Genomic DNA, 24,756 nt, shown 5'->3' on the forward strand with positions numbered 1-24,756 from the left:
GTGCCGCTCGGAGAGCTCCCGGACTACCCGTGGGACCAGATGGCGCCGTTCGCGGTGCGCGCCCGCGCGCATCCCGGCGGCATCGTCGATCTCTCGATCGGCTCCCCGGTCGACCCGACGCCCGGGCCCGTGCGTGAGGCTCTGGCCGAGGCGACGGATGCGCACTCCTACCCGCTCACCGTCGGAACCCCCGGGCTGCGCTCGGCGATCGTCGCCTGGTTCGCGCGCCGCCGCGGGGTCGGCGGACTGAGCGAGGAGAACGTGCTGCCCACCATCGGCTCGAAAGAGTTCGTGGCGTGGCTGCCGTTCATGCTCGGGCTCGGCGAGGGCGACGTCGTCGTGCATCCCGAGGCCGCGTACCCCACCTACGAGATGGGGGCGCGGATCGCGGGCGCCGACGCCCTCGCCGCCGACGACCCGGCATCCTGGCCGGACAACACCCGGCTGGTCTGGGTCAACAGTCCCGGCAACCCCGACGGCCGGGTTCTCGACCACGTGCAGCTGCGGCGGGCGGTGGAGCGGGCGCGCGAACTCGGAGCCGTCATCGCGGGCGACGAGTGCTACGCCGAGCTCGGCTGGGACGGGCGCTGGGCCTCGGAACCCGTGCCGAGCATCCTGGACCACCGGGTGACCGGGGGAGACCTCACCGGCGTCCTCGCCGCGTACTCGCTGAGCAAGCAGTCGAACCTGGCCGGCTACCGCGCCGCCTTCGCCGCCGGGGACCCGGCGCTGATCGCGCGGCTGGTGACGGTGCGCAAGCACGCCGGCATGATCGTGCCCGCACCGGTGCAGGCCGCCATGGTGGCCGCCCTCGGCGACGACGAGCACGTCGCCGCCCAGAAGGCGCTCTACGCGGCCCGCCGCGCCGCACTCCGGCCCGCGCTCGAGCGGGCAGGGCTGCGGATCGACCGCAGCGAAGCGGGGCTCTACCTCTGGGCCACGGAGGGCCGGGACGCGTGGGAGACCATCGCCGCGCTCGCCGACCGCGGCATCCTCGCCGGGCCGGGCCCGTTCTACGGCGACCACTTCCCGCAGCACGTGCGCTTCTCGTTGACGGCGAGCGACGAGCGCATCGACGCCGCGGTCGCACGACTCGACGCCGACGGGCTGCGCTGACGCTGGAGCATTCCTCCAAGCAGAGGAGACGAGCGTGAGCGGATGCGACAGTAGGGTTCGCGTCACATTAGGCTGTATGAGGGTCAACGCGGTCACCGTCTCACCAGACGTCGACAGCGTCCCGCTGACGACAACTCGGGTGGATCACTTTCCGTCCGAATATCTCAAGGAGGCGCCGTGACGGACGTCGATCACACTGCTCAGAAGGCAACACTGACCTACCCGGGGGGATCGGCGGAGTTCCCACTCCTTGCCAGCACCGACGGGGCGTCCTCCATCGATCTGGCCTCGCTCACCAAGCAGACCGGGCTCACCACGCTCGACTACGGCTTCGTGAACACGGCCGCCACGAAGTCGGCGATCACCTACATCGACGGCGACCAGGGCATCCTGCGCTATCGCGGCTATCCGATCGAGCAGGTCGCCACCTCGCTGACCTACCTCGAGACCGCGTGGCTGCTCATCTACGGAGAGCTGCCGACCGCTTCCGAGCTCGCGGCCTTCGACGACAAGATCCGGCACCACACGCTGCTCCACGAAGACCTCAAGCGCTTCTTCGACGCGCTGCCGCACAACGCGCATCCGATGTCGGTGCTCTCCTCGGGCGTCTCGGCGCTGTCGACCTACTACCAGGACTCGCTGAACCCGCGGAACCCCGAGGACGTCGAGATCTCCACCATCCGGCTGCTCGCGAAGCTGCCCGTCATGGCCGCCTACGCGCACAAGAAGAGCCTCGGTCAGGCCTTCCTCTACCCTGACAACTCGCTGTCGTTCGTCGACAACTTCCTGCGCCTGAACTTCGGCACGCTCGCAGAGCCCTACGAGATCAACCCGGTGCTGTCGAAGGCCCTCGAGCGCCTGCTCATCCTGCACGAAGACCACGAGCAGAACGCGTCGACGTCGACCGTGCGCCTCGTGGGCTCGACCGAGGCCAACATGTTCGCCTCGATCTCGGCCGGGATCAACGCCCTGTTCGGGCCGCTGCACGGCGGCGCCAACGAGGCCGTGCTCACGATGCTCGCCCAGATCCGCGACTCCGGCGAGGGCGTCGACAAGTTCGTGGAGCGCGTGAAGAACAAGGAGGCGGGCATCCGTCTCATGGGCTTCGGCCACCGCGTCTACAAGAACTACGACCCGCGCGCGAAGCTCGTGAAGGAGAGCGCCGACGAGGTGCTCGCCGCGCTCGGCGTGCAGGACCCGCTGCTCGACATCGCCAAGGAGCTCGAGCAGGTCGCCCTGTCCGACGACTACTTCGTGTCGCGCCGGCTCTACCCCAACGTCGACTTCTACACGGGCGTCATCTACAAGGCGATGGGCTTCCCCACGCGCATGTTCACCGTGCTCTTCGCCATCGGCCGCCTCCCCGGCTGGATCGCCCACTGGCGAGAGATGGCCACCGACCCGCAGACCAAGATCGGCCGCCCCCAGCAGCTCTACATCGGCGCCCCCGCCCGCGACCTCCCGCCCCGCTAGCCTCCTCGCGAGTCGCCAAAAAACGCCCTATATCGCACGCGATAGGGCGTTTTTTGGCGACTCGCGAGGAGAGTTATCCCCAGAAAGGGAGTGGGCGGACACGGGGCGACGAGAGCGGGCGAGTCTGGGGGCATGACCCGTCACGAAGAGCTCTCGCCGGAACTGAGGGAACGGCCGTTCGCCGTCGCGGAAGGGTACGCACGGGCGCACTCGGAGAAACGGATGCGAGGGGGTGATCTCGCGCGTCCGTTCCACGGTGTCCGGTCGGTTGACGACCCGGCTTCGAACGTGTCGAGCCTCTGCCGGGCGTATGTTCCGCGGATGACGCCGGGCCAGGCATTCAGTCATTCGACCGCGGCCCACCTCTGGGGTATGCCCCTGCCCTACCGCGTCCAGGCGCAACCGACGATCCATGTGTCGACGTTCGACGACCGAAATCGGCCACGGCTGCGAGGAGTGAGGGGACACCAGCTGTCCGACCCGGCGCTCCGGCTTGTGGTACGTGACGGCCTGCGTGTGTTGGATGTCGGAACCGTCTGGCTGCAGCTGGCGATGGCGCTGACCGTGGATGAACTCGTCGCCGTCGCCGACTACATCGTGTTGACTCCGCGTAAGCAGACGGGCGACGACGTGCGTCCCTACCTGAGTCTCGATCGTCTAGGGGACAGGGTACGCCGCTACCGGGGACGGGGGCGGCGGAACGCCCTGATGGCACTCGAGCTCGCGCGAGATGGCTCCGAGTCTCCGAGGGAGACGGCGCTTCGCCTGGCGCTCGGGCGTCATCGGCTGCCGGAACCGGCGCTGAATCTCGAGATCCTGAACGAGCACGGCTTCCGAATCGGCTATGGAGACCTGGTGTACCCCGAGTTCCGTGTGGTGGTCGAATACGAAGGGGAGCAGCACCGCACGGATTCGAAGCAGTTCTTCGCTGATATCGAGCGACACGAGGCTCTGGTGCGTGCAGGGTGGATCCACTTGCGCGAGACGAAGGAGACGCCGGCATCCGGCCCTCGCTCCACTCCCTGGCGCACGGGGTTCGCACTTCATTCCCGCGGTTGGCGGTCCTGATCCTCCTCGCGACTCGCCAAATTCCGCCCCAAAACGACGTGGATAGGGCGGAATTTGGCGAGTCGCGAGGAGGTGGGAGGGGGTGGGGCTAGGCGTGGAGGGTGGCGTTGAGGGTGACGCCGGCGCCGGAGCGGGCGACGGCCTCGACGGCGCCCGTGAGGGAGTTGCGGCGGAAGAGGAGGTTCGGCACGCCCGAGAGGGCGACCGCCTTGACGATCTGGTTCTCGTCGTCGGAGCCGTCGATGAGAACGACCTTGGTGCCGGCGGTGACGTAGAGCCCCGCCTCCACCACCGAGTCGTCGCCGATCGAGATGCCGATGCCCGAGTTCGCCCCGAGCAGCGCACGCCGCCCGATCGAGACGCGCTGCGTGCCGCCGCCCGACAGGGTGCCCATGATGGAGGCCCCGCCGCCGATGTCGGAGCCGTCGCCCACCACCACGCCTTGCGAGATGCGGCCCTCGACCATCGAGGTGCCCACGGTGCCGGCGTTGAAGTTCACGAAGCCCTCGTGCATCACCGTGGTGCCGGGCGCGAGGTGGGCGCCCAGGCGCACGCGCGAAGCATCGGCGATGCGCACCTTCGGCGGGGTGACGTAGTCGAGCAGGCGCGGGAACTTGTCCACCCCGTAGGCCTGGATGCCGGCGCGCTGCAGAGCGGGACGCAGGCGGTCGAAGTCGGCCGGATGCACGGGGCCGGCGTTCGTCCACACCACGATCGGCAGGTGGCCGAAGATGCCGTCGAGGTTGATGGTGTTCGGGACGACGAGGAGGTGCGAGAGCAGGTGCAGCCGCAGGTAGGCATCCGGCGTCGACCGCGGCGGGGCGGCGAGTTCGATGACCTCGGCGGTGACGTCGACGGTCACGTTGCGCCGCGCATCCGGGACCGCGTGCGCGAGCAGCTCTTCGGGAACCTGCAGCGTGGCGCCCACGGGCGGCTCACCGAGCTGCGGGGCCGGGTACCAGGTGTCGAGCACGGTGCCGTCGCCGGCCACCGTGACGAGGCCGTGGCCCCAGGCGTGGGTGGCGGGAGCGGCAGGGGAGATGTTCAGGACTTCGTCAGGCATGACTCCAGCGTATTGGCCCGGGAACCCTAAACTTGTGGAATGCCAGCTTTCGACCCCGCGCATCCGGTTCTCGATCTGACGGAGTCGTCGACGGTCCTCACCCAGCAGCTCTGCGACATCGAGTCGGTCTCGGGCGACGAGCGGCTCATCGCCGACGCCATCGTGGCGGCGCTCGCCGCGCAGGCGCCGCACCTCGAGATCATCCGCGACGGCGACACCATCGTGGCCCGCACGAACCTCGGGCGGGCGCAGCGCGTGGTGATCGCGGGGCACATCGACACGGTGCCGATCAACGGCAACGTGCCCACCCGCTCCGAGACGATCGACGGCGAGGAGTACCTTTGGGGCCGCGGCACGGTCGACATGAAGGCCGGCGTGGCCGTGCAGCTGAAGCTCGCCGCCGAGCTCACCGATCCCGTGGTCGACATCACCTGGATGTGGTACGACCACGAAGAGGTCTCCAACGAGCTCAACGGCCTCACCCGCCTCGCCGCGAACCACCCCGAACTCTTCGCCGGCGACTTCGCCATCCTCGGCGAGCCGAGCAACAGCCAGGTCGAGGGCGGGTGCAACGGCAACCTGCGCGCGGAGATCCGCGCCTACGGACTGCGGGCGCACTCCGCGCGCAGCTGGGTGGGCGACAACGCCATCCACAAAGCCGCCCCCGTGCTCGCCACGCTCGCGGGCTACCAGGCGCGCGAGGTGGAGGTCGACGGCCTCGTGTACCGCGAGGGCCTCAACGCCGTGGGCATCTCCGGCGGAGTGGCCGGCAACGTCATCCCCGACGAGGTCATGGTGCATGTCAACTACCGCTTCGCGCCGAGCCGCTCCGGTGAGGAGGCCGTGGCCCACATCCACGAGCTCTTCGGCGGCGAGGGCTACGACATCCGCATCGTCGACCTCGCCGAGGGCGCGCGCCCGGGCCTGGATGCTCCGCTGGCGCAGAAGTTCCTCGCGGCGGTCGGCGGCGAGCCCAAGCCCAAGTACGGCTGGACCGATGTGGCCCGCTTCTCGGCCATGGGCGTGCCGGCCGTGAACTACGGCCCCGGTGATCCGCTCAAGGCACACGCCGACGACGAGCGGGTGCGAGTGAGTCAGATCGTTTCGTGCGAGAGCGGCCTGCGCTCCTGGCTCACCGGCGCAGTCTGAGCGGAACGTCGTGACGCAACAGGATGCGCAGCTCGCCGAACCCCGGCGGGCCCCGGTCTCGAGGCTGCGGCTGCGCTATCGGCTCACGCCGTGGTGGGTGCGCGTGCTCGGAGTCTTCGTGCTCTCGCGCGTGGTCACGACGATCATCATCCTGCTCTTCGCGCGGGCGCAGGGGGCGAACCCGTGGACGGGCGCGAACCCGCCGTACCTGAGCTACGCGATCATCTGGGACGGCACCTGGTACAAGATCATCAGCTTCCAGGGCTACCCCTCGATCCTGCCGATGACCACCGACGGCCACGTGGGGGAGAACGCCTGGGCGTTCATGCCCGGCTACCCGTTCCTGGTGCAGGCGCTGCGGGACCTGACCGGCGCATCCTGGGAGCTCGTGGCGGTGTCGCTCTCGGTGCTGTTCGCCGCCGGCACGGCACTCGTGTTCTATCGCCTGATGCGGTTCGTGCTGAAAGACGAGGGCGCGGCCCTGTTCAGCGTGGTGCTGTTCTGCGTGGCGCCGCTCTCGCCGCTGCTGCAGTTCGCCTACGCCGAGTCGATGTCCCTCTTCCTGCTAGTGTCTGCGCTCTACCTCGTGGTGCGGCACCGCTATGGCTGGGTGTTCCCGATCGTGGCGGTGATGGCGCTCACCCGGCCCTCGGGGCTCGCGTTCGCGCTCTTCCTCGGGCTGCACATCGTGCACCGCTTCCTGGTGAGGAAGGAGCATCCGTTCCCTGTGCCGCAGCGCGCGGTGACCGTGGTGCTCGCCGGCTTCAGCGCCTTCATGGGCTTCGCCTGGCCGCTGATCGCCTGGATCGTGACGGGGTCGATGAGCGCCTACACCGACACCGAGCTGGCCTGGCGGGCCTCCTACATCGGCTACGGCGAACTCGTGCCGTTCACCGCCTGGTTCCAGGGCGGCAACTGGTGGCTCGGCGAGCCCCTCGGCATCGTCGTGGTGGTGCTGCTGATCGTGGGCTTCGCAGTGTTCCTGTTCATCCCGCCGGTGAAGCGGCTCGGCGTCGACCTGCGGCTGTGGCTCGCGAGCTACGGTCTCTACTTGCTCGCGGTGTTCTTTCCGCAGTCGAGCACCTTCCGCCTGCTGATGCCGATGTTCCCGGCACTCGGAGCGCTCGCGGTGCCGCGCTCGAAGATCTACCGCACGGTGCTCGTGATCGTCGCCGTCGCCGGTCAGGTGGGCTGGATGACCATCGCCTGGGGCGTGGACGGACGGGACTGGACACCCCCGTGAACCCGGGCCGAACATCCGCCCAATGCCGGGCGCGCGCTCTCAGGAGTTCCACGAGGTCTCGTGCATCCGCGATAATAGAGGTCGACACCACGAAAGGGGAGCCGAATGGCCGCCATGAAACCCAGGACCGGAGACGGACCGATGGAGGCAGTGAAAGAAGGACGCCTCATCATCGTGCGAGTGCCGCTGGAGGGCGGGGGGCGACTCGTCGTCTCCGTCAATGACGCAGAGGCGAAAGAGCTTCACGACGCTCTTGCCGGGGTGGTCAGCCCCGCCTAGCGACACGAGACACGACGGCCTCGGTGCGGATGCGCCGGGGTCGTCGGTGTTTCAGCTCGCGGTCTTGGTGACCTGCAGCAGGCCGTCTCCGGCGGGGGAGAGCGCCACGAGCACGGCGTCGGAGGCGGAGAGCTCGGCGATGAGCGTGCGGAAGTCGGCGACGACGTCGCCGCGCTGTGCCGGATCGGCGACCTTGTCCTTCCAGAGCGCGTGCGGCACGAGCACCGTTCCGCCGCGGCGCACGAGCCGCAGGGCGTGCTCGACGTACTCGATCACCTTGTCGGCGTCGGCGTCGACGAGCACGAGGTCGTAGGAGTTCTCGTTGAGCCGGGGCAGCACGTCGCCGGCGCGCCCCGTGATCAGACGGATGCGGTTGGCCGGCACCCGGGCCTCCAGCAGCGCCGCGCGCGCCACCTGCTGGTGCTCCACCTCGGTGTCGATCGAGGTGATGGTGGCTTCGGGAGCGCCCTTCAGCATCCAGAGCGCGGAGACTCCGAGACCGGTGCCGATCTCGACGATGGAGCGCGCATCCGTCGCCGCAGCGATCACGGCCAGCTGGCTGCCGATGGCGGGCGAGACCGACTCGACCCCCACCTCGGTGGCGTGGGCGCGCGCGGCCATGATCTGGGGGGACTCGACGACGATGTCGTCGGCGAACTTCCAACTGGATTCTTTTCGTGACACGGTGGGCCTCCTCAGCCAGCATAGGGATCCGGTGCCCAGGCAGGCCCGAGGCGCGGCGGTATGCTTTCAGAATGTTCGGGTTGACCTTCGAGAAGCTGCTGCTCATCGGGGTGATCGCGGTGTTCGTGCTCGGTCCGGAGCGGCTCCCCGGCTATGCCGCCAAACTCGCTCAGCTGGTGCGCACCGTTCGCGACATGGCCAACGGCGCGAAAGACCGCATGCGCGACGAGATGGGCCCCGAGTTCGACGACGTCGACTGGAAGAAGCTCGACCCGCGGCAGTACGACCCGCGCCGTATCATCCGCGAGGCACTGCTCGACGAGGAGCCGGCGGGCCCGCCCGCGGTGTCGCCGGTGTCGCGGCCGTCGACCCGGCCGGAGCCCGCCTACCTGCAGCACAAGGCGAAGTCGGCCGGTGGACCGGTCGACGCTACGGCCGCCGCAGCAGTAGCCGCGCCGGCGTCACCCGCTGTGACCGCCTTCGACACCGAGGCGACCTAGCTCGCAAGCGGGGCCGGATCCGGGTCCGGGTCCGGGACCGGGACTGGGTCTGCGTCCATCGGCGCGCTGGATGGTCTCGTCAGCCGAGACGAGCCTCAGCGGGGCGCGACGACGAGCGGGCGCCCGGCGAGACCGCGGCCGCGGCGCGCCAGGCGGTCGGCGACGGCGGCGATGGCGAGGCTCGCCGGATCCGAGGGGTCGGCGAGCACGACCGGCGCACCCGCGTCGCCGCCGGTGCGCAGGGCCAGGCTGAGGGGCACGGAGGCCAGCAGCGGCACCGCGGCATCAGCGGCGTCTGCGCCCGCACCCGCTGCGCTGTCGTGCTCCGCCCGCGCTGTGCCCGCCGCGGGAACCAGCGCGTCATCCGGCGCCAGTGCAGGCCGCTTCTCGGCGGCACGGGCCTGCTGCCGCTCGCTGAGGCGACGGGCGACCTCGGCACCGCCGCCGGCTCCGAAGAGTTCGACGATCGTGCCGTCGGGCGCGGCGAACCCGGCCATGTTCTCGATCACGCCGTAGACGTGCTGCCCGGTCTGCATCGCCACCAGGCCGGAGCGCTCGGCCACGTCGGCCGCTGCCGACTGCGGGGTGGTGAGCACGATCACCTCGGCGTTCGGCAGCAGCTGGCCGAGGGAGATGGCGACGTCGCCGGTGCCGGGGGGCAGATCGAGCAGCAGCACGTCGAGGTCGCCGAAGTAGACGTCGGTGAGGAACTGCTCGATGGTGCGGTGCAGCATCGGCCCGCGCCAGGCCACCGCGCCGCCGGTGGCGGAGGCCTGCTCGGGGTCGATGAACATGCCGATGGAGATGACCTTCACGCCATGCGCGACCGGCGGCAGGATCATCTCGTCGACCCGGGTGGGCCGAGCCGCCACGCCGTTCTCGTCGACGAGCCCCAGGATGCCCGGGATCGAGAAGCCGTAGACGTCGGCGTCGATGAGGCCCACCGAGAGCCCCCGTGCGGCTAGAGCCACCGCGAGGTTGGCGGTGAGGGTGGACTTGCCCACCCCGCCCTTGCCGCTCGTGATGGCGTAGACCCTCGTGAGGGTGCCCGGTCCGAAGGGCATCGTGCGGCGCCCCGGGCCGCGCAGCTGCAGCGTGAGAGCGGCGCGTTCCTCCTTGGTCATCACCGAGACGTCGACGGCCACCCCGCTCACGCCGGGGACACCGGCCGCGGCCTCGCGCACGTCGCGCTCGATGGCCGAGGCGGCCGGGCATCCGACGATCGTCAGCTTCAGGACGACCGAGGCGGTTCCGGATGCGCCGACGTCGACCGCGCCCACCATGCCGAGCTCGGTGATCGGCTTGCGGATCTCGGGGTCGATGACCTGGCTCAGGGCCGCGCGCACCGCATCCGCGACCCCGCCGGGGGCGTGCTGGGCGGCCATCTCAGGCCTTCGGGAGCTCGGGCTGCGCGACGGCCGCACCGGCGGGATCGGTGGCGGAGAGAGCGTCGCTCTCGCGCTGCTCGTCACGTTCGTCGAGCTCGTCGAGGAGCGCCCGAAGCTCGGCGCGGATGAACTCCTTGCTCGCCATGTCCTGCAGGGCGAGCCGCAGGGCCACGACCTCCCGGGCGAGGTACTCGGTGTCGGCGAGGTTGCGCTCGGCGCGCTGCCGGTCCTGCTCGAACTGCACGCGATCGCGGTCGTCCTGACGGTTCTGCGCCAGCAGGATGAGCGGGGCCGCGTAGGACGCCTGGAGCGAGAGGATGAGCGTGAGAGCCGTGAAGCCGATCGCCGCCGAGTCGAAACGCCAGGCTTCGGGCCCCAGGGTGTTGAAGAGCATCCAGACCACGACGAAGAGCGTGAGACCGAAGAGGAACCAGGGTGTGCCCATGGCACGGGCGATGGCCTCGGTGAACCGGCCGAAGCGGTCGCGGCCGGCGACCGGCCGACGGGGGATCACACCGCTGCGGCGGCCTTTGGGGGCGTCGAGCCCTCGGGTGCCTCGAGTGTTGTGGGTGCTGTTGTCACGACGTGCCATGGCCGGTCCTCCTTCCGCGGGTGGTGGGGCGCGGCGCTCCGCTCAGCGCTCGCGTGGGCGTGCGATCCGGCACCCGCTCGGGGGTGTCGTCATCGCTGTCGTTACTTCGCCAGTCGTCGGGCAGGAGGTAGTCGAGGACATCGTCAATGGTCACCACCCCGACCAGTCGGTGGTTGTCGTCGACAACCGGAACGGAGACGAGGTTGTAGCTCGCGAGGATGCGCGACACGACGGCCGCGCTCGTGTCGGCCGTGACCGGCTCCAGACCCTGATCGAGGATCGTGCCGAGGCGCTCGTGGGGCGGATAGCGCAGCATCCGCTGGAAGTGCACCATGCCGAGGAATCGGCCGGTGGGCGGCTCGTACGGCGGCAGGGTCACGCAGATGGCGGCGCCCAGCGCCGGAGCGAGCTCGTGCCGGCGGATGAGGGCGAGGCCCTCGGCCACAGTGGCGTCGGCGCTCACGATGATGGGCTCGGTGGTCATCAGGCCGCCGGCGGTGTCGGGGGCGTAGGCGAGCAGCATGCGCACGTCGTCGGCCTCCTCGGGCTGCATGAGCTCGAGCAGGTGCTCGCCGCGCTCCTCGGAGAGCTGGGCGATGAGGTCGGCGGCATCGTCAGGCTGCATCTGGTCGAGCACGTCGGCCGCGCGGTCGTCGTCGAGCTGGGAGAGGATCTCGACCTGCTCGCTCTCGGGCATCTCCTCGAGCACGTCGGCGAGCCGGTCGTCGGGCAGTTCTTCGGCGACCTCGAGCATGCGGGCCTGAGGGAGGTCGAGCAGGGTGTTCGCGAGGTCGGCGGGCTTGAGGTCGCTGTAGGTCGCGATGAGCTGCTCGGCCGACTGGGCCTGGCCCACTGCGGTCTTCTCGCGCACGTCGGACCAGTTCGCGAAGACCGTCGTGCCCTTGGCGAAGGGGGAGGAGCTGGTCTTTGGGCGGCGAACGAACAGCTGGGCCACCGCCCACTCGCCGGGGCCGAACTCCTCGATGGCGACGTCTTCGATGGTGGCCTGGCCCGTGCCGTCGGCGAACACTACGGTTCGGCCGAGGAGCTCGGCGATCACCCGCACCTCGCCGCCGCGCTGCTCGAAGCGGCGCACGTTGATGAGACCGGTGGTGATGATCTGACCGCTCGAGATGCTCGTGACCCGGCCGATCGACACGAAGACGCGCCGGCGCCCGGGGATCTCGACGATGAGGCCGACGACGCGCGGCGGGTCGTCTTTGCGGTAGACGACGAGCACGTCGCGCACCTTGCCGAGCCGGTCGCCGGCGGGGTCGAAAACGGTGCACCCCGCCAATCGGGCGACGAAGACTCTGGTGGCACTCACGACTACTAACTTAGACCTTCGCCCTGGGCGCTCCCGGCACGCGCGAGGGTCAGGCGTTCAGGCGGGCGAACCACTCCTCGACCTCGTCGGCGGTGCGGGGGATGGCGGCGGAGAGGTTCTCGGCGCCGTCGGCCGTCACCAGCACGTCGTCTTCGATGCGCACACCGATTCCCCGCATCTCGACCGGCACCGTGAGGTCGTCGGGCTGGAAGTAGAGACCCGGTTCGATGGTGAACACCATGCCGGCCTCGAGCACGCCGTCGAGATACATCTCGCGCCGCGCCTGCGCGCAGTCGTGCACGTCGATGCCGAGGTGGTGGCTCGTGCCGTGCACCATGTAGCGGCGGTGCTGCTGGTTGTCGGCCTCGAGCGCCTGCTCGGCCGTGACCGGCAGCAGGCCCCACTCCGCGGTGCGTTTCGCGATGACGGCCATCGCCGTCTGATGGATCTCCCGGAACCGGATTCCCGGCCGCACGATGGCGAAGGCCGCATCGGCCGCCTCGCGCACCGCCTCGTAGATCGTGCGCTGCACCTCGGTGTAGCGGCCCGCCACCGGGATGGTGCGCGTGATGTCGGCCGTGTACAGGCTGTCGAGCTCGACCCCGGCGTCCATCAGGATGAGGTCGCCCGGGACGACCGGGCCGTCGTTGCGCGTCCAGTGCAGGATGCAGGCGTGCGGGCCCGAGGCGGCGATGGTGTCGTAGCCCACGGTGTTGCCGTCGAGCCGGGCACGCGTGTTGAACACGCCCTCGACCAGGCGCTCGCCGCGTTCGTGCTGCGAACTGCGCGGGAAGTCGGCGATCACGTCGTCGAAGCCGCGCGCGGTGGCGGCGATGGCCAACCGCATCTGCTCGATCTCGTAGGCGTCTTTCACCAGGCGCTGCTCCGAGAGCACTCGGGCCAGTTCGGCGTCGGCCTCGTCGCCGGCGCCGGCCGGCAGCTCCGGGGCGGGCTCGCGCAGCACGAGCGTGCCGGCATCGAAGACCACCCCGTCGAAGTCGGCGATGCCGCGGGTGGCGATCGCGAGGTCGCTCGCGACCTGGGCGAGCGAGGGACGCGGCCCGATCCAGAACTCGCCGATCTCGGGGTTCGCGTAGAACTCGTCGGAATCGCGGCCCGCGCGCTCACGGAAGTAGAGCGTGGCCTCGTGGCCGGCGCCCGAGGGCTCGAGCACCAGGAAAGACCCCGGCTCGGCGTCGGAGGCCCAGCCCGTGAGGTAGGAGAAGGCGGAGTGCGCGCGGAACGGGTAATCGGTGTCGTTCGAGCGCTGCTTCAGCGCACCCGCCGGAACGATCAGGCGCTTGCCCGGGAACAGCGCCGAGAGGGCCTGCCGGCGGGCGGCCGCGTACGGGGCCTGCTCGCGCGCCGGGGGCAGCACGTCGTCGCGCTCGGCCCAGTTCGAGCCGATGTAGTCGCGGAACCGCTCGGAGCTCGGCGTGGTCGACCGATTGCTGGTGGCGCGGGGCTCGGGGGCGTCGGTCACCGGGTGACCGGCCGCGAGCGCAGCGGTGGTCTCGGCGGGGGTGTGCTCGGTGGCGGTGTGCTCGGTGGCGGTGTCTGAGGTGTTGGCCATGCATCCATTCTCCACCCGCGCATCCGGAGCGCTCGCGGATGCGCGGTGTCTGTGGAGAACCGGCCGACTCGTTACGATTGTGGAATGTCTTCCGATCGGCGCTTCCGGGAGCCGATCGATCTGCACACGCACAGCAGGGTCTCCGACGGCACGGAATCGCCGGCGCGCCTGGTGGCCGCCGCGGCCGCGGCCGGCCTCGGCACCGTCGCTCTGACCGATCACGACTCGACCGCGGGCTGGGCCGAGGCCACGGATGCGGCTCGCCGCGAGGGCGTGACGCTCATCCCGGGCATGGAGCTCAGCACCCGCGTCGACTGGTCGAGCGTGCACCTGCTCGCGTACCTGTTCGACCCGAACAACGCGAAGCTCGTGGCCGAGACCGCGCGCATCCGGGAGGCGCGGCTGCACCGGGCCGAGGAGATGGTCGCCCGGATCTCGCGCGACTACGACGTGAACTGGGACGACGTGGTCGCCCAGACCAACCCCGGCGCGACCGTGGGCCGGCCGCACATCGCCGACGCCCTCGTGGCCCGCGGGCTCGCGGGCACGCGCAGTGAGGCCTTCGCGGGAATCCTGCACTGGCGGGCCGGCTACTACCAGCCGCACTACGCGCCCGACCCGCTCATGGCGATCGAACTCGTGGTGACGGCGGGCGGGGTGCCCGTGATCGCGCATCCGGCCACGGTGAGCCGCGCCGACGTGGTGCTCGAGCACCGGATGCGCGACTTCGTGGAGGCGGGCCTGTTCGGCCTCGAGATCGACCACCGCGAGAACACGCCGGAGGGCAGGGTGCGGCTCCAGCGGCTCGCCGACGAATACGGGCTGCAGCTCACGGGGTCGAGTGACTACCACGGCGAGGGCAAGCCCAACCGCCTCGGTGAGAACACCACCCGCCCCGAAGTGCTCGACGCCCTCATCGCCCGAGCGACCGGCTGGCAGCCCGTCTACCCGGCCTGACCCCTCCCTCACGGCCGCTGGCGTCATCGGCCGCCAGCCATCGGTGGTCGGTGGTCGGCCATCGGCCATCGGCCAGAGATCGAGCACCGCGCGACCAAAACGAAGGAGATCTTCCACGACACCCCGTTGCCGGCCTGGGGCCGGCGGCGTGTCGTGGAAGATCTCCTTGTTTTTGGGAGGTTGCCCTGGTCGGGGAAAAGGCTCCTGGGGTGGGGGCTACTCGGCGGCGGGGCGGGGGGCGCGGCGGCGGGTGCGGCTGCGGCGGCGCGGAGCGCTGTTGCCGTCGTGGTGCTCGGAGCCGGCTCCGGCGGAGGTGGACTCCGTCGAGGCGGCGGAGCCGGACGAGGAGGCGGCCTCACCGGCAGCCGCGGGGGCCGCGGCGGGGAAGATCTCGTTGAAGCTGCGGGGTGCGCCGTCGGCACCGGCCGAGCGGTTGCGGCTGCGCGGCGCCCGGCCCTCGGAGGAACGGCCCTCGGAGGAACGGCCCTCGGAAGAGCGGCCCTCGGAGGAACGGCCCTCGGAAGAGCGGCCCTCGGAGGAGCCGCCTGAGCGCGAGCGCCCGTCGCCGGAGCGTGCGTCACCCGAGCGGGAGCCGCCTCGCGATCCGCCGCGGTCGCCGCCTGAGCGGGAGCCGCCGCCCGCACCCGACCCGGTTCCCACCTCGGCCGAGCGCGTCGACGCCTTCAGGCGCCCGCGGGTGCCCTCCGGGATGTCGAGGTCGGTGAACAGGTGCGGCGACGAGGAGTAGGTCTCGGTGGGCTCGGGCTGGCCGAACTCGAGGGCCCGGTTGATGAGCGCCCACTTGTGCAGGTCGTCCCAGTCCACGAAGGTGACCGCGATACCGGTCTTGCCGGCGCGGCCCGTGCGGCCGGCACGGTGCAGGTAGGTCTTGTCGTCGTCCGGGATGGTGTGGTTGATCACGTGCGTGACGTCGTCGACGTCGATGCCGCGGGCGGCGACATCCGTGGCGATCAGGATGTCCTTCTTACCGGCCTTGAACGCGGCCATGGCGCGCTCGCGCTGCTCCTGGTTGAGGTCGCCGTGCACGGCGGCAGCGTTGAAGCCGCGGTCGTTGAGCTCTTCGACGAGCTTGGCGGCGGCGCGCTTGGTGCGGGTGAAGATGACGGTCTTGCCGCGGCCCTCGGCCTGCAGGATGCGCGAGATGACCTCGTCTTTGTCCATGTTGTGGGCGCGGTAGATGAGGTGCTTGATGTTCGCCTGCGTCAGGCCCTCGTCGGGGTCGGTGGCGCGGATGTGGATGGGCCGGTTCATGAAGCGGCGCGCGAGGGCGACGATCGGGCCGGGCATCGTGGCCGAGAAGAGCATGGTGTGACGCTCGGGCGGGGTCTGCGCGAACAGCTTCTCGATGTCGGCGAGGAAGCCGAGGTCGAGCATCTTGTCGGCCTCGTCGAGCACCATCTCCTGCACCTTGCCGAGGTTCAGCAGGCGCTGGCCGGCGAGGTCGAGGAGGCGGCCCGGGGTGCCGACGACGATCTGCGCGCCGGCCTTGATCTGCTCGATCTGCCCCTCGTAGGCCTTGCCGCCGTAGATCGAGACGATCTTGGTGGGCCGGTTGCCCGCGGCGATCTCGAGGTCTTCGGTGACCTGCACGCAGAGTTCGCGGGTGGGCACGACGACGAGCGCCTTGACGCCCGGCTCGGGGTCGAGCCCGAGGCGCTGGATCAGCGGCAGGCCGAATCCGAAGGTCTTGCCGGTGCCGGTCTTGGCCTGGCCGATGATGTCCTGCCCGTCGAGGGCGAGGGGGATGGTCTGCTCCTGGATGGGGAAGGGCTCGAGGATGCCTTTGGCTGCGAGGGCGTCGACCATGTCCTGGTCGATGTTGAGATCGGAGAACGTCTCGATGTTATTGGTCACTGGGATACCTGTCGTGAGTGCGAGGCCGCCGTGGTGAGAACGGTGCTGCGATGGCAGCGAAGCGATGACCGGCGATGGCGCCGGGCGGCGGCGATTGCCCCGAGTTTCGTCAGGGCCCGGATCGAGTTTAGTCGACTGAGGTCTTCTCGACGTCGTACGGCGCTCCGTGACGCGCGAAGAGCGCCCGGGCGGGGCCGATAGGATGGCCGTCGTGTTCGGATTCCTCCGCCGCCCGAAGGTGCGCATCGACATTCCGCGGCTGAAGCCCCGGATCGACACCTCGAGCTACCCCAAGGTGAACCTGGCGGAGCTGACCCCCGAGGTGCTGCCCTATCTCGGGCAGGTCGCCTACGTGCAGCTCGCGATCTTCGAGGAGCTGTCGGATGCCATCGGCCGGGCCCCCACGGTCGCCGCCAAGCAGGCGCTCGCCCCCGCTGCGGGCCAGGCGCTCGACAAGCACGAGCGCTTCGTGGCCGAGATCCGCCGCCGGGTGGACACGCCGTCGGAGATCATCGCGCCGTTCACTCCCGGCATCGACCGCTACCGGGCCCTCGTGAAGGGCGCCGACTGGTACGAGCAGCTCGCGAGCGTCTATCTGACCTCGGGCATCCTCGACGACTTCTTCACCCTGCTCGCCGTGGGCCTGCCGGGCGACATCGGCCCGCGCTGCGTGGCCATCCTCGACGCCGAGACCGGCCGCGACGCCATCGACCGCATCCTGGCCGAGGCCATCACCGGTGACCCGGTGCTCGGCTCGCGGCTCGCGATGTGGGGTCGTCGCGTCGTGGGCGACACCTTGCTCGTCGCGCGCTCGGCCATCCATCTCACGGGCAATCCCGAGTCCGACGAGCAGCGCATCGAACCGGTCTTCACCGAGATGATCGCGGCACACACCCGCCGGATGGACCGCCTCGGCCTCACGGCCTGAGCAGTGTGCGGGGCCGGCATTCGACGCGCGGGTCGCGCGGCGCGGTCAGACCGCGGCGCGACCCGACAGCAGGAGCTGCAGGCGCTGCTCGTCGTGGGTCTTGCGGCTGCGACCGATCTGGATGTCGGCGGCGGCCACCACGAGAGCGGTCACGACGAGGCTGACGACCCAGATCCATCCGCCGTCCCAGGCCCAGCCGGCCCAGGTGAGCGCCACCCACACCACGGACGACACGGCGGCTCCGATGGCGGGGATCAGCACCGCGCCGTGGCGGTCGCGGTTCGGCAGGAAGTAGCGGGCGAAGAGCCCGAGGATGATTCCGCCGAGGGTGATGAACAGCAGTTCCATGAGGGGATGCTAGCCGACGAAGCCGACGCGGCGGGACTCTTCGCTGCCGATCTCGACGTAGGCGAGCGAGGCGACCGGGACGACGTAGAGCTTGCCCTTGTTGTCGGAGAGGGTGAGGTGCGTGCCAGTGCCGGTGAGGGCCTCGGCTACGGTCTTCTCGATCTCGGCGGGGGTCTGGCTCGACTCGAAGTTGAGCTCACGGGGCGAGTTGGCGATGCCGATACGGATGTCCATCAGATGTGCCTTTCACGTCACGTGATCGGATTGACGACCACGTGCCCAGGTTACGGCACCGCGTGGGCCCGGATGCCCGTGCGGGCCCCCCGGGGCACCAGCCCACAGCGAACACCCCGGCCGCGGCGCGGGGGCTTCCGGTGTCGGACGCGGCGGCTAGCGTTGTGGCCGTGACTTCCCCTGCCCCGTTCGAGCTCGACGCCCGTCAGCGGGCCGTTCTCGAGCGCCCGGCCGACTCCACCTTCTCGGTGCTCGGCGCCCCCGGAACGGGCAAGACGCTCACGCTGATCGAGCTCGTGGCCGACCGCGTCGAGCGCTGCGGGCTGACGCCCGAGAGCGTGCTCGTGCTCGCGCCGACCCGCAAGAGCGCCACCGCCCTGCGCGACCGGGTGGCCCTGCGACTCGGCATCCCGAGCAACGGGCCGCTCGCGCGCACGGCGAGCTCGGCCGCGTTCGAGGTGGTGCGGGCGGCGGGCGCATCGACCGGGAGGCCGGTGACGCTGCTCACGGGCGCCGAGCAGGACCGCATCGTGGCCGAACTGCTGCAGGGCGACATCGACGACGCGGCCGAGGGGAAGCCGGGCATCCCCTGGCCCCCGGTTCTTCCGCCCGAGGTGCGGAGGCTGCGCGCGTTCCGCACGGAGCTCCGCGAGCTGATGATGCGCGCCACCGAGAACGGCGTCGGGCCGGCACGGCTCGCGGCGCTCGGCGAGCGACTGGAGCTGCCGGAGTGGGTGGCGGCCGCCGCCTTCCTGCGGGAGTACGCCACGACCATCGAGGGTTACGGCACGGCCCAGCTCGACTCGGCCGAGCTGCTCGCGGAGGCCCGCCGCCTCGTGCGCGACGCCGGGGCGCTGAGTCACCTGCGCCTCGTGGTGATCGACGACACGCACGACCTCGCGGTGGGCGCGCTCAACCTCGTGCGCGAGATCGCGCGGAGGGGCACGCCCGTGGTGGCGTTCGGAGATCCGGATGCCTCGACCGCCGGTTTCCGGGGCTCCGACACCCGGGCGCTCGGGCAGCTCGCCCGCACGCTCGGCGTTGAGACGGGTGCGCCCGTCGTGCTCGAGGTCTCGTACCGGCAGCGCGGGGTGCTGCGGGAGTTCACCCAGCGCGTGACGGAGCGCATCGGCACGGCCGCGGCGGGCGCCCAGCGCCGCACCGTCGACGCACCGGCCGTGCCGGACCACCCGGATGCGGTCCAGACAGCACCTCGGGAGGCCGGCGCCTCGGCGGAGGGGGACCTCGTCGACCCGGCCGGATCCCCGTCGGGCACGACGGCCGACGACGACGTGTCCGCAGAGGGCGCGGCAAGGGCTCGTGCTTCTGACGGCGATGCGACAGCGGGTGGTGCTTCTTCTGGTGGTCGCGCGCCGGGGGCTCCGGCGGCCGGCCGCGGCGCATCGGCGACCCCCGCATCCGGAGGCCGGGTGCTCAGCATCCAGGCCGATTCACGCACCGCCGAGATCGCGACGATCGCGCGGCTGCTGCGCGAGCGCTTCCTGCTGCACGGCACCGACTGGTCGCGCATGGCCGTCGTGGTGCGCTCGGGCGCGCTCGTGCCCGCGATGGCGCGCGGCCTCGCGCTCGCCGAGGTGCCCACCCGCACGCTCTCGGCGGTGCAGGCCCTGCGCGACGACTACGCGGCCCGCCACCTCGCCGAGGGGCTCGCGCTCGCGATGGGCAAGCTCGATCCGACGCCGGACGTGCTCACCTCCGTGATCCTCGGGCCGCTGTGCGGGGTCGACGCGGTGGGGCTGCGCCGCCTGCGGCTCGCGCTCCGGCACGAGGAGCTCGCGCACGGCGGCGGCCGGCACTCCGACGAGCTGCTGCGCGAAGCCGTGGCCGTGCCCGGGGTGCTCGCCTCGATCGACTCCTCGCCCGCCCGGCGGGTGGCCCACCTCGGCGCCACTCTGCTCCAGCTCGGCGAGAGCTTCCGCGCCGGCGCGACGGTCGAGGAGCTGCTCTGGCAGCTCTGGCAGCGCTCGGGTCTCGCGAAGCGCTGGGGTGAGCTCGCGGCCGGCTCCGGCATCGTGGCCGACGAGGCCAACCGCAACCTCGACGGTGCGGTGGCGCTGTTCACCGCTGCCCGCCGGGCCGTCGAGCGCGAACCCGAGCGCCCGGCCGAGCTCTTCATCGACGAGTTCTTCGGTGTCGAGGTGCCCGAGGACACGCTCTCGCCTCGCTCCCGCGCCGACTCGGTGCTCGTCACGACGCCCACCGGCGCCGTGGGGACCGACGTCGACGTGGTGGTGGTCGCGGGCCTGCAGGAGTCGGTGTGGCCGAACCTGCGGCTGCGCGGCTCGCTGCTGCACGCCCAGCGCCTGAGCGCCGTGGCCGGAGAGGGCGCCGTCGAAGGCGCAGGCTCCTCGGCGGCCGCGACCGACGACACCCGCGCCGACGTGCTCTCCGACGAGCTGCGGATGTTCGCGCTCGCCGTCTCCCGCTCGCGCGAGCTCACCGTGCTCAGCTGCGTGGCCAACGACGACGAGCAGCCCTCGCCGTTCTTCGGCCTCGCCCCGGATGCCGACCCCGTGCCGCCGGCGCGGCATCCGCTCTCCCTGCGCGGGCTCACCGGATCCCTGCGGCGCCGGGTGACCGAGGAGGGCGACCGCAGGGTGGCGGCCCAGGCGGCGGCCGCGCTGGCCCGGCTCGCCGCCGCGGGCGTGCCGGGCGCGGCTCCCGCCGACTGGTACGGCCTGCTCGAGGCCTCCACCGAAGACCCGGTGGTCGACCCCGACGACGCCGAGGCCGTCGTGCGCGTCTCGCCGTCGCGCATCGAGGCCTTCGAGCAGTCGCCGCTCGTCTGGTTCGTCGACCAGGTGGCCGGCGGATCGAAGAGCCTCGCCGCCGGCATCGGCACCATCGTGCACTCGGTGATGGAACGCGTCTCGGCCGACCCCGAGGCCGCCCTCACGAGCGAGGAACTGCAGCAGGCCGCCGAGGAGCGCTGGGGCGAGTTGCGGTTCGAGGCCCCGTGGATCGAGGAGCGCGAGCGGCGCGCCCTGCACACGAAGCTCGACGGGCTCTCCGACTACCTGCGCCGCTTCGCCGACGGCGGGCACACGCTCGTGGGCGCCGAGGCGCCGTTCCGGCTACGGCAGGGGCGGGCCGAGGTGAACGGCTCGATCGACCGCATCGAACGGCGTTCCGACGGCTCGGTGGTGGTCATCGACCTCAAGACCGGCAAGTACCCCGTGTCGGCGAGCGACATCCCGCGCCACGCGCAGCTCGCGAGCTACCAGCTGGCGTTGCGCTCCGGCGCGGTGGAAGGCTTCGAGGAGACGGCGGAGTCGGCGCACGGCGGCGCGGCCCTGCTCTACGTGGCCAAGGGCGACCGGGAGGTGCGTTTCACGCTGCGCTCGCAGGATCCGCTCGACGAGGCGGCGCTCGCCGAGATCGCCGAGCGCATCGAGACCGTCGCCGACGGCATGGCGGCAGCGACCTTCGCGGGGCTCGCCGAGGTGGAGGAACGCGACATCCAGAACCGTTACGAGTACCGCATCCAGCTCATCAAGGCGGTGAGCGAATGACCGACGCGCTCTTCGACCTCTCCGATCTCGACGACCCGGGCGCCTTCGCCCCGGCCGGCCGGCCGCGCGTGCCGGTACCGGAGCCCCGCCGCCTCATCCCGGCGGCCGAGATCGCCGAACGACTGGGGCTGCCGAGCCCGACTCCGCAGCAGCGCGCGGTGATCGAGGCCCCCCTCGACCCCCGCATCGTGGTGGCGGGCGCCGGCAGCGGCAAGACGGAGACGATGGCCAACCGGGTGGTCTGGCTCGTCGCGAACGGGCTCGTCGGCGTGCCGGAGGTGCTCGGTCTCACCTTCACGCGCAAAGCGGCCGGCGAGCTCGCGGTGCGCATCCGCGACCGCCTGCAGCAGCTCACGCGCTCCGGCATCGCCGAGGTGGAGTTCGACCCCTTCGACGCGCCCTCGATCGCCACCTACAACGCCTTCGCGAACAGCATCTTCCGGGAGAACGCGGTGGTGATCGGCCGGGAGGGCGAAGCGGCCGTGCTGAGCGAGGCCTCGGCGTGGCAGCTCGCCCGCAAGGTCGTGGTGGGCAGCGCCGACGAGCGGCTGCTGCGGGTGGACAAGTCGGTCGACGTGGTGACCTCGGCCGTGCTGGCGCTCAGCCGGGCCCTGGCCGAGAACGTGGTGGGCTCGGGCGAGGTGGCCGCCTACGCGGAGCGGTTCGGCCGGCTGGCCGAGCTGCCCACCGGCTCGGCGCGCATCCGCTCGGCCCTGCAGGCCGACCTCGCACGGGCCGTGGGCGCGGTGTCGAACCTGCCGCTGCTGCTCGACCTCGCGGATGCCTATGCGGCCGAGAAGGTGCGCCGCGGCTACGTGGAGTACTCCGACCAGATCGCGCTCGCGCTCGCCATCGTGGAGAGCACGCCCCGGGTGGTGGCCGACTACCGGGAGCGCTACCGCGTGGTGCTGCTCGACGAGTACCAGGACACGAGCGTGGTGCAGACCCGTCTGCTCGCGGCGCTCTTCCGTGGCCAGGCGGTCATGGCGGTGGGGGATCCCCACCAGTCCATCTACGGCTGGCGCGGGGCCAGTGCCGCGAACCTGGCCCGTTTTCCCGAGGACTTCGGCGCGGATGCGCAGGCGCCGTTCGCGCTCTCCACCAGCTGGCGCAATCCGAGGCTCGTGCTCGACGCCGCCAACGCGCTCGTGCAACCCCTGTCGGCCGCCTCACGCGTGCCCGTCGAGCAGCTCGGACCGCGCCCGGGCGTGGCCGAGGGTCGGCTCGACGTCTCGTTCTCCGAGACCGTGAAAGACGAGGCCCGGGCGGTGGCCGCCTGGTTCGCGCAGCAGCTCGCGGAGCGCGGCCCCGACGGAGGCCGCCGCTCGGCCGCCCTGCTCTGCCGCTCGGTGAAGAAGATCGAGCCGTTCACGGCCGCACTCGACGAGCGGGGCATCCCCTATCGCGTGCTCGGCATCGGCGGGCTGCTCGGCGAGCCGGCGGTGGCCGACCTGGTCTCCACCCTGCGCGTGCTCTACCACCCCACGGCCGGCGCCGACCTCGTGCGCGTGCTCGCAGGGGCGCGGTGGCGCATCGGCACCCGCGACCTCGTGGCGCTGCGGACGGTGGCGTCGTGGATCGCCCAGCGGGACCACCGCTTCCAGAAGCTCGATGACACGGTGGCGGGCCAGCTGCGCGGCTCGATCGTGGCCGACGAAGACCGCTCCATCATCGACGCGCTCGACTTCATCGCCACGGCGCCCGAGGGCCACGGTGCGCTCGAGGGCTTCTCGGAGGTCGGGCTCGAGCGGCTCCGGCGCGCCGCAGGGCAGTTCGCCGCCCTGCGCACGCGCGCCGGCCTCGGACTCGTCGACTACGTCGACCTCGTGCAGCAGGAGTTGCTGCTCGACGTCGAAGTGCTCGCGAGCCCCCATGCCACGGCCGGGCGCGCGAGCCTCGACGCCTTCTCGGAGCAGCTCACCTCGTTCCTCGCGCTCGATCCGGCGGCCGGGCTCGGGGAGTTCCTCGGCTGGCTCGAAGAGGCTGAGAAGCGCGACCGCCTGGAGCCGCGCACCGAGGAGGCCGAACCGGGAACGGTGCAGATCCTCACCATCCACGGATCGAAGGGGCTGGAATGGGATGTCGTGGCCATCCCGCGCATGGTCGAGAGCGAGCTGCCGGGAGACCCGCGTTCCTCTCTCGGCTGGCTGGCCTTCGGCGAGCTGCCCTTCGACTTCCGCGGCGACGCGGCCGAGTTGCCGAGCCTGGCCTGGCGCGCCGCCGCCCAGCAGATCGAGGTGAAGGCCGCGATCGACGCCTTCAAGCGCGAGAACGCCGAGCACTACGCCGCGGAGCAGCGACGGCTGATCTACGTGGCCGTCACGCGCGCGAAGGAGAGTCTGCTCGTCTCCGGCTCGTTCTGGACCACCGGGGTGAAGAAGGTGCGCGGGCCCGGGGTTTACCTGCGTGAGCTCGAGGCGGCCGGGGTGATCCCGGCCGGCGCGCTGCCCGAGACGGCCGAGAACGACGAGAACCCGCTCGCCGAGTCCGAGAGCTGGGTGGTGTGGCCGCGCGACCCCCTCGGCGCCCGCCGGGCCCGGGTGGCCGCGGCGGCCTCGGCCGTCGCCGACGCCGATCCCGGCCTGGCGACGCCGTGGGACCACGAGATCGAGCTGCTGCTCGCCGAACGGGCCGCCCGGCACGGCGAACGGATGCTCGATGTTCCGGTGCGCATCCCGGCCTCGCGCTTCAAGGACTACGTGTCCGATCCGCAGAAGGTGGTGCGGGCGCTGCAGCGGCCGATGCCCGAGCAGCCGTTCCGCCAGACCCGGCTCGGCACCCGCTTCCACAGCTGGGTGGAGGAGCGGTTCCGCCGCGGCGGGGGAGCGGAGCTTCTCGCGCTGGCCGAGGTGGGCCCGCTCTCCGGTGACGTCCTCGACGCGATCGACGGTGAACTCGAGCCGCTCGACGAGGAGCTGGAGGAGCTCGGCACGCAGCCCGACGCGACCGAGGCGACGGCGGCGCCCGGGCAGACGTCGGTGGCGGCAGAGGATTCCTCCGTGCCCGTGCCCGACGACGACGCGCTCTTCCAGCGCCTGATCGACACCTTCGAACGTTCCCCCTTCGCCGACCGGCAGCCCGTGGAGGTCGAGGTCGAGATCCACCTCGTGCTGGCCGGCCGGATCGTGGTGTGCAAGATCGACGCGGTCTTCGCCGATGACGAGGGCGACTCCTTCGAGGTGGTGGACTGGAAGACCGGCAAGGCCCCGGCCGACGCCGCCGACCTCGAGCTCAAGCAGCTGCAGCTCGCGCTGTACCGGCTGGCCTATGCGCGCTGGAAGGGCATCGACGTCGAGCGCGTGGGCGCATCCTTCTACTTCGTCAGTGACGACACCGTGGTGCGCCCCGAGCGGTTGCACTCCGAGGCCGAGCTCGAGGTGCTCGTGCGGGAGTCGCTCTGACGGCCGGGGGAGCGGCGGTGGAGCG

General features: G+C 71.2%; 20 protein-coding genes. 11 read left to right on the plus strand and 9 right to left on the minus strand.

What is annotated here, in order from left to right; all coding sequences use genetic code 11:
• The 3 genes from dapC (at position 1) to VD659_RS13300 (ending at position 3,657) form a co-directional block, all read left to right on the plus strand.
• Positions 1-1,116 carry a succinyldiaminopimelate transaminase gene (gene dapC / locus VD659_RS13290; protein ID WP_423261557.1) on the plus strand — a complete coding sequence of 372 codons (1,116 nt, stop codon included), beginning with the start codon at positions 1-3 and terminating at the stop codon, positions 1,114-1,116.
• Positions 1,117-1,293: 177 nt separating this feature from the next.
• A complete protein-coding gene (locus VD659_RS13295) occupies positions 1,294-2,589 on the plus strand; it encodes a citrate synthase (protein WP_423261558.1) in 1,296 nt (431 codons plus the stop codon).
• 132 nt (positions 2,590-2,721) lie between these two features.
• Positions 2,722-3,657 carry a hypothetical protein gene (locus VD659_RS13300; protein WP_423261559.1) on the plus strand — a complete coding sequence of 312 codons (936 nt, stop codon included), beginning with the start codon at positions 2,722-2,724 and terminating at the stop codon, positions 3,655-3,657.
• Between the two features lie 88 nt (positions 3,658-3,745).
• Here VD659_RS13300 and dapD read toward each other — a convergent pair whose 3' ends face one another.
• Positions 3,746-4,720, minus strand: coding sequence for a 2,3,4,5-tetrahydropyridine-2,6-dicarboxylate N-succinyltransferase (gene dapD / locus VD659_RS13305; protein ID WP_423261560.1), 975 nt, complete (start codon positions 4,718-4,720; stop codon positions 3,746-3,748).
• 39 nt (positions 4,721-4,759) lie between these two features.
• Between dapD and dapE the strand changes: the two genes are divergently transcribed.
• The 3 genes from dapE to VD659_RS13320 all read left to right on the plus strand — a co-directional run bounded on the left by dapE (position 4,760) and on the right by VD659_RS13320 (position 7,391).
• Positions 4,760-5,869, plus strand: coding sequence for a succinyl-diaminopimelate desuccinylase (dapE, locus tag VD659_RS13310; protein ID WP_423261561.1), 1,110 nt, complete (start codon positions 4,760-4,762; stop codon positions 5,867-5,869).
• Between the two features lie 10 nt (positions 5,870-5,879).
• Positions 5,880-7,112, plus strand: coding sequence for a mannosyltransferase family protein (locus VD659_RS13315; protein WP_423261562.1), 1,233 nt, complete (start codon positions 5,880-5,882; stop codon positions 7,110-7,112).
• 105 nt (positions 7,113-7,217) lie between these two features.
• Complete coding sequence (locus VD659_RS13320) at positions 7,218-7,391, plus strand: DUF3117 domain-containing protein (protein ID WP_084361480.1); 174 nt, start codon at positions 7,218-7,220, stop codon at positions 7,389-7,391.
• Positions 7,392-7,442: 51 nt separating this feature from the next.
• Here the strand turns inward: VD659_RS13320 and VD659_RS13325 are convergent, their stop codons facing one another.
• Positions 7,443-8,075: an O-methyltransferase gene (locus tag VD659_RS13325; protein WP_423261563.1), complete on the minus strand. Its 633-nt coding sequence runs from the start codon at positions 8,073-8,075 to the stop codon at positions 7,443-7,445.
• A 71-nt stretch (positions 8,076-8,146) separates the two neighbouring features.
• On the opposite strand from VD659_RS13325, the gene VD659_RS13330 reads away from it, so the two are divergent.
• Entirely contained in the window at positions 8,147-8,575 is a 429-nt protein-coding gene (locus VD659_RS13330; RefSeq protein ID WP_423261564.1) for a Sec-independent protein translocase TatB, read from the plus strand.
• Positions 8,576-8,670: 95 nt separating this feature from the next.
• Here VD659_RS13330 and VD659_RS13335 read toward each other — a convergent pair whose 3' ends face one another.
• From VD659_RS13335 to VD659_RS13350, 4 genes are read right to left on the minus strand one after another with little or no spacing between them, the layout of a single operon-like run.
• Positions 8,671-9,960 carry a P-loop NTPase gene (locus tag VD659_RS13335; RefSeq protein ID WP_423261565.1) on the minus strand — a complete coding sequence of 430 codons (1,290 nt, stop codon included), beginning with the start codon at positions 9,958-9,960 and terminating at the stop codon, positions 8,671-8,673.
• Between the two features lies 1 nt (position 9,961).
• Entirely contained in the window at positions 9,962-10,555 is a 594-nt protein-coding gene (locus VD659_RS13340; protein WP_423261566.1) for a DUF1003 domain-containing protein, read from the minus strand.
• Positions 10,542-11,882, minus strand: a complete 1,341-nt coding sequence (locus VD659_RS13345) for a magnesium transporter MgtE N-terminal domain-containing protein (protein WP_423261567.1) — start codon at positions 11,880-11,882, stop codon at positions 10,542-10,544. Before VD659_RS13345 ends, VD659_RS13340 begins: the two co-directional genes overlap by 14 nt.
• Positions 11,883-11,931: 49 nt before the next feature.
• Positions 11,932-13,455 (minus strand): aminopeptidase P family protein, encoded by a 1,524-nt coding sequence (locus VD659_RS13350; protein WP_423261568.1) that lies wholly within the window; start codon positions 13,453-13,455, stop codon positions 11,932-11,934.
• Between the two features lie 84 nt (positions 13,456-13,539).
• Between VD659_RS13350 and VD659_RS13355 the strand changes: the two genes are divergently transcribed.
• On the plus strand, positions 13,540-14,412 hold the full coding sequence (locus VD659_RS13355) for a PHP domain-containing protein (RefSeq protein WP_423261569.1): 873 nt from the start codon (positions 13,540-13,542) through the stop codon (positions 14,410-14,412).
• Positions 14,413-14,628: 216 nt separating this feature from the next.
• On the opposite strand, the gene VD659_RS13360 is transcribed toward VD659_RS13355, so the two are convergent.
• Positions 14,629-16,239: a DEAD/DEAH box helicase gene (locus VD659_RS13360; protein WP_423261717.1), complete on the minus strand. Its 1,611-nt coding sequence runs from the start codon at positions 16,237-16,239 to the stop codon at positions 14,629-14,631.
• 250 nt (positions 16,240-16,489) lie between these two features.
• Between VD659_RS13360 and VD659_RS13365 the strand changes: the two genes are divergently transcribed.
• A complete protein-coding gene (locus tag VD659_RS13365) occupies positions 16,490-17,215 on the plus strand; it encodes a ferritin-like fold-containing protein (protein WP_423261570.1) in 726 nt (241 codons plus the stop codon).
• Positions 17,216-17,260: 45 nt separating this feature from the next.
• On the opposite strand, the gene VD659_RS13370 is transcribed toward VD659_RS13365, so the two are convergent.
• Complete coding sequence (locus VD659_RS13370; RefSeq protein WP_423261571.1) at positions 17,261-17,563, minus strand: hypothetical protein; 303 nt, start codon at positions 17,561-17,563, stop codon at positions 17,261-17,263.
• A 9-nt stretch (positions 17,564-17,572) separates the two neighbouring features.
• On the minus strand, positions 17,573-17,797 hold the full coding sequence (locus VD659_RS13375; protein WP_423261572.1) for a DUF3107 domain-containing protein: 225 nt from the start codon (positions 17,795-17,797) through the stop codon (positions 17,573-17,575).
• A gap of 170 nt (positions 17,798-17,967) precedes the next feature.
• Between VD659_RS13375 and VD659_RS13380 the strand changes: the two genes are divergently transcribed.
• Together VD659_RS13380 and VD659_RS13385 are read left to right on the plus strand one after the other, a co-directional pair.
• A complete protein-coding gene (locus VD659_RS13380) occupies positions 17,968-21,330 on the plus strand; it encodes a PD-(D/E)XK nuclease family protein (RefSeq protein ID WP_423261573.1) in 3,363 nt (1,120 codons plus the stop codon).
• Positions 21,327-24,731, plus strand: a complete 3,405-nt coding sequence (locus VD659_RS13385) for a UvrD-helicase domain-containing protein (RefSeq protein ID WP_423261574.1) — start codon at positions 21,327-21,329, stop codon at positions 24,729-24,731. The genes VD659_RS13380 and VD659_RS13385 overlap by 4 nt, the downstream gene beginning before the upstream one ends.
• Positions 24,732-24,756 lie beyond the last annotated feature (25 nt).

The sequence above is a fragment of the Herbiconiux sp. 11R-BC genome, assembly GCF_049472555.1.
Lineage (GTDB): Bacteria > Actinomycetota > Actinomycetes > Actinomycetales > Microbacteriaceae > Herbiconiux.

What these genes read in the sequence shown, in the direction of transcription:
- VD659_RS13330 (WP_423261564.1), top strand. Translation starts at nt 8,147, where the DNA reads ATGTTCGGGTTGACCTTCGAGAAGCTGCTGCTCATCGGGGTGATCGCG.
- dapD (WP_423261560.1), bottom strand. Translation starts at nt 4,720, where the DNA reads ATGCCTGACGAAGTCCTGAACATCTCCCCTGCCGCTCCCGCCACCCAC.
- dapE (WP_423261561.1), top strand. Translation starts at nt 4,760, where the DNA reads ATGCCAGCTTTCGACCCCGCGCATCCGGTTCTCGATCTGACGGAGTCG.
- VD659_RS13370 (WP_423261571.1), bottom strand. Translation starts at nt 17,563, where the DNA reads ATGGAACTGCTGTTCATCACCCTCGGCGGAATCATCCTCGGGCTCTTC.
- VD659_RS13365 (WP_423261570.1), top strand. Translation starts at nt 16,490, where the DNA reads ATGGCCGTCGTGTTCGGATTCCTCCGCCGCCCGAAGGTGCGCATCGAC.
- VD659_RS13375 (WP_423261572.1), bottom strand. Translation starts at nt 17,797, where the DNA reads ATGGACATCCGTATCGGCATCGCCAACTCGCCCCGTGAGCTCAACTTC.
- VD659_RS13360 (WP_423261717.1), bottom strand. Translation starts at nt 16,239, where the DNA reads ATGGTCGACGCCCTCGCAGCCAAAGGCATCCTCGAGCCCTTCCCCATC.
- VD659_RS13355 (WP_423261569.1), top strand. Translation starts at nt 13,540, where the DNA reads ATGTCTTCCGATCGGCGCTTCCGGGAGCCGATCGATCTGCACACGCAC.
- VD659_RS13340 (WP_423261566.1), bottom strand. Translation starts at nt 10,555, where the DNA reads ATGGCACGTCGTGACAACAGCACCCACAACACTCGAGGCACCCGAGGG.
- VD659_RS13385 (WP_423261574.1), top strand. Translation starts at nt 21,327, where the DNA reads ATGACCGACGCGCTCTTCGACCTCTCCGATCTCGACGACCCGGGCGCC.
- VD659_RS13320 (WP_084361480.1), top strand. Translation starts at nt 7,218, where the DNA reads ATGGCCGCCATGAAACCCAGGACCGGAGACGGACCGATGGAGGCAGTG.
- VD659_RS13335 (WP_423261565.1), bottom strand. Translation starts at nt 9,960, where the DNA reads ATGGCCGCCCAGCACGCCCCCGGCGGGGTCGCGGATGCGGTGCGCGCG.
- VD659_RS13300 (WP_423261559.1), top strand. Translation starts at nt 2,722, where the DNA reads ATGACCCGTCACGAAGAGCTCTCGCCGGAACTGAGGGAACGGCCGTTC.
- VD659_RS13350 (WP_423261568.1), bottom strand. Translation starts at nt 13,455, where the DNA reads ATGGCCAACACCTCAGACACCGCCACCGAGCACACCGCCACCGAGCAC.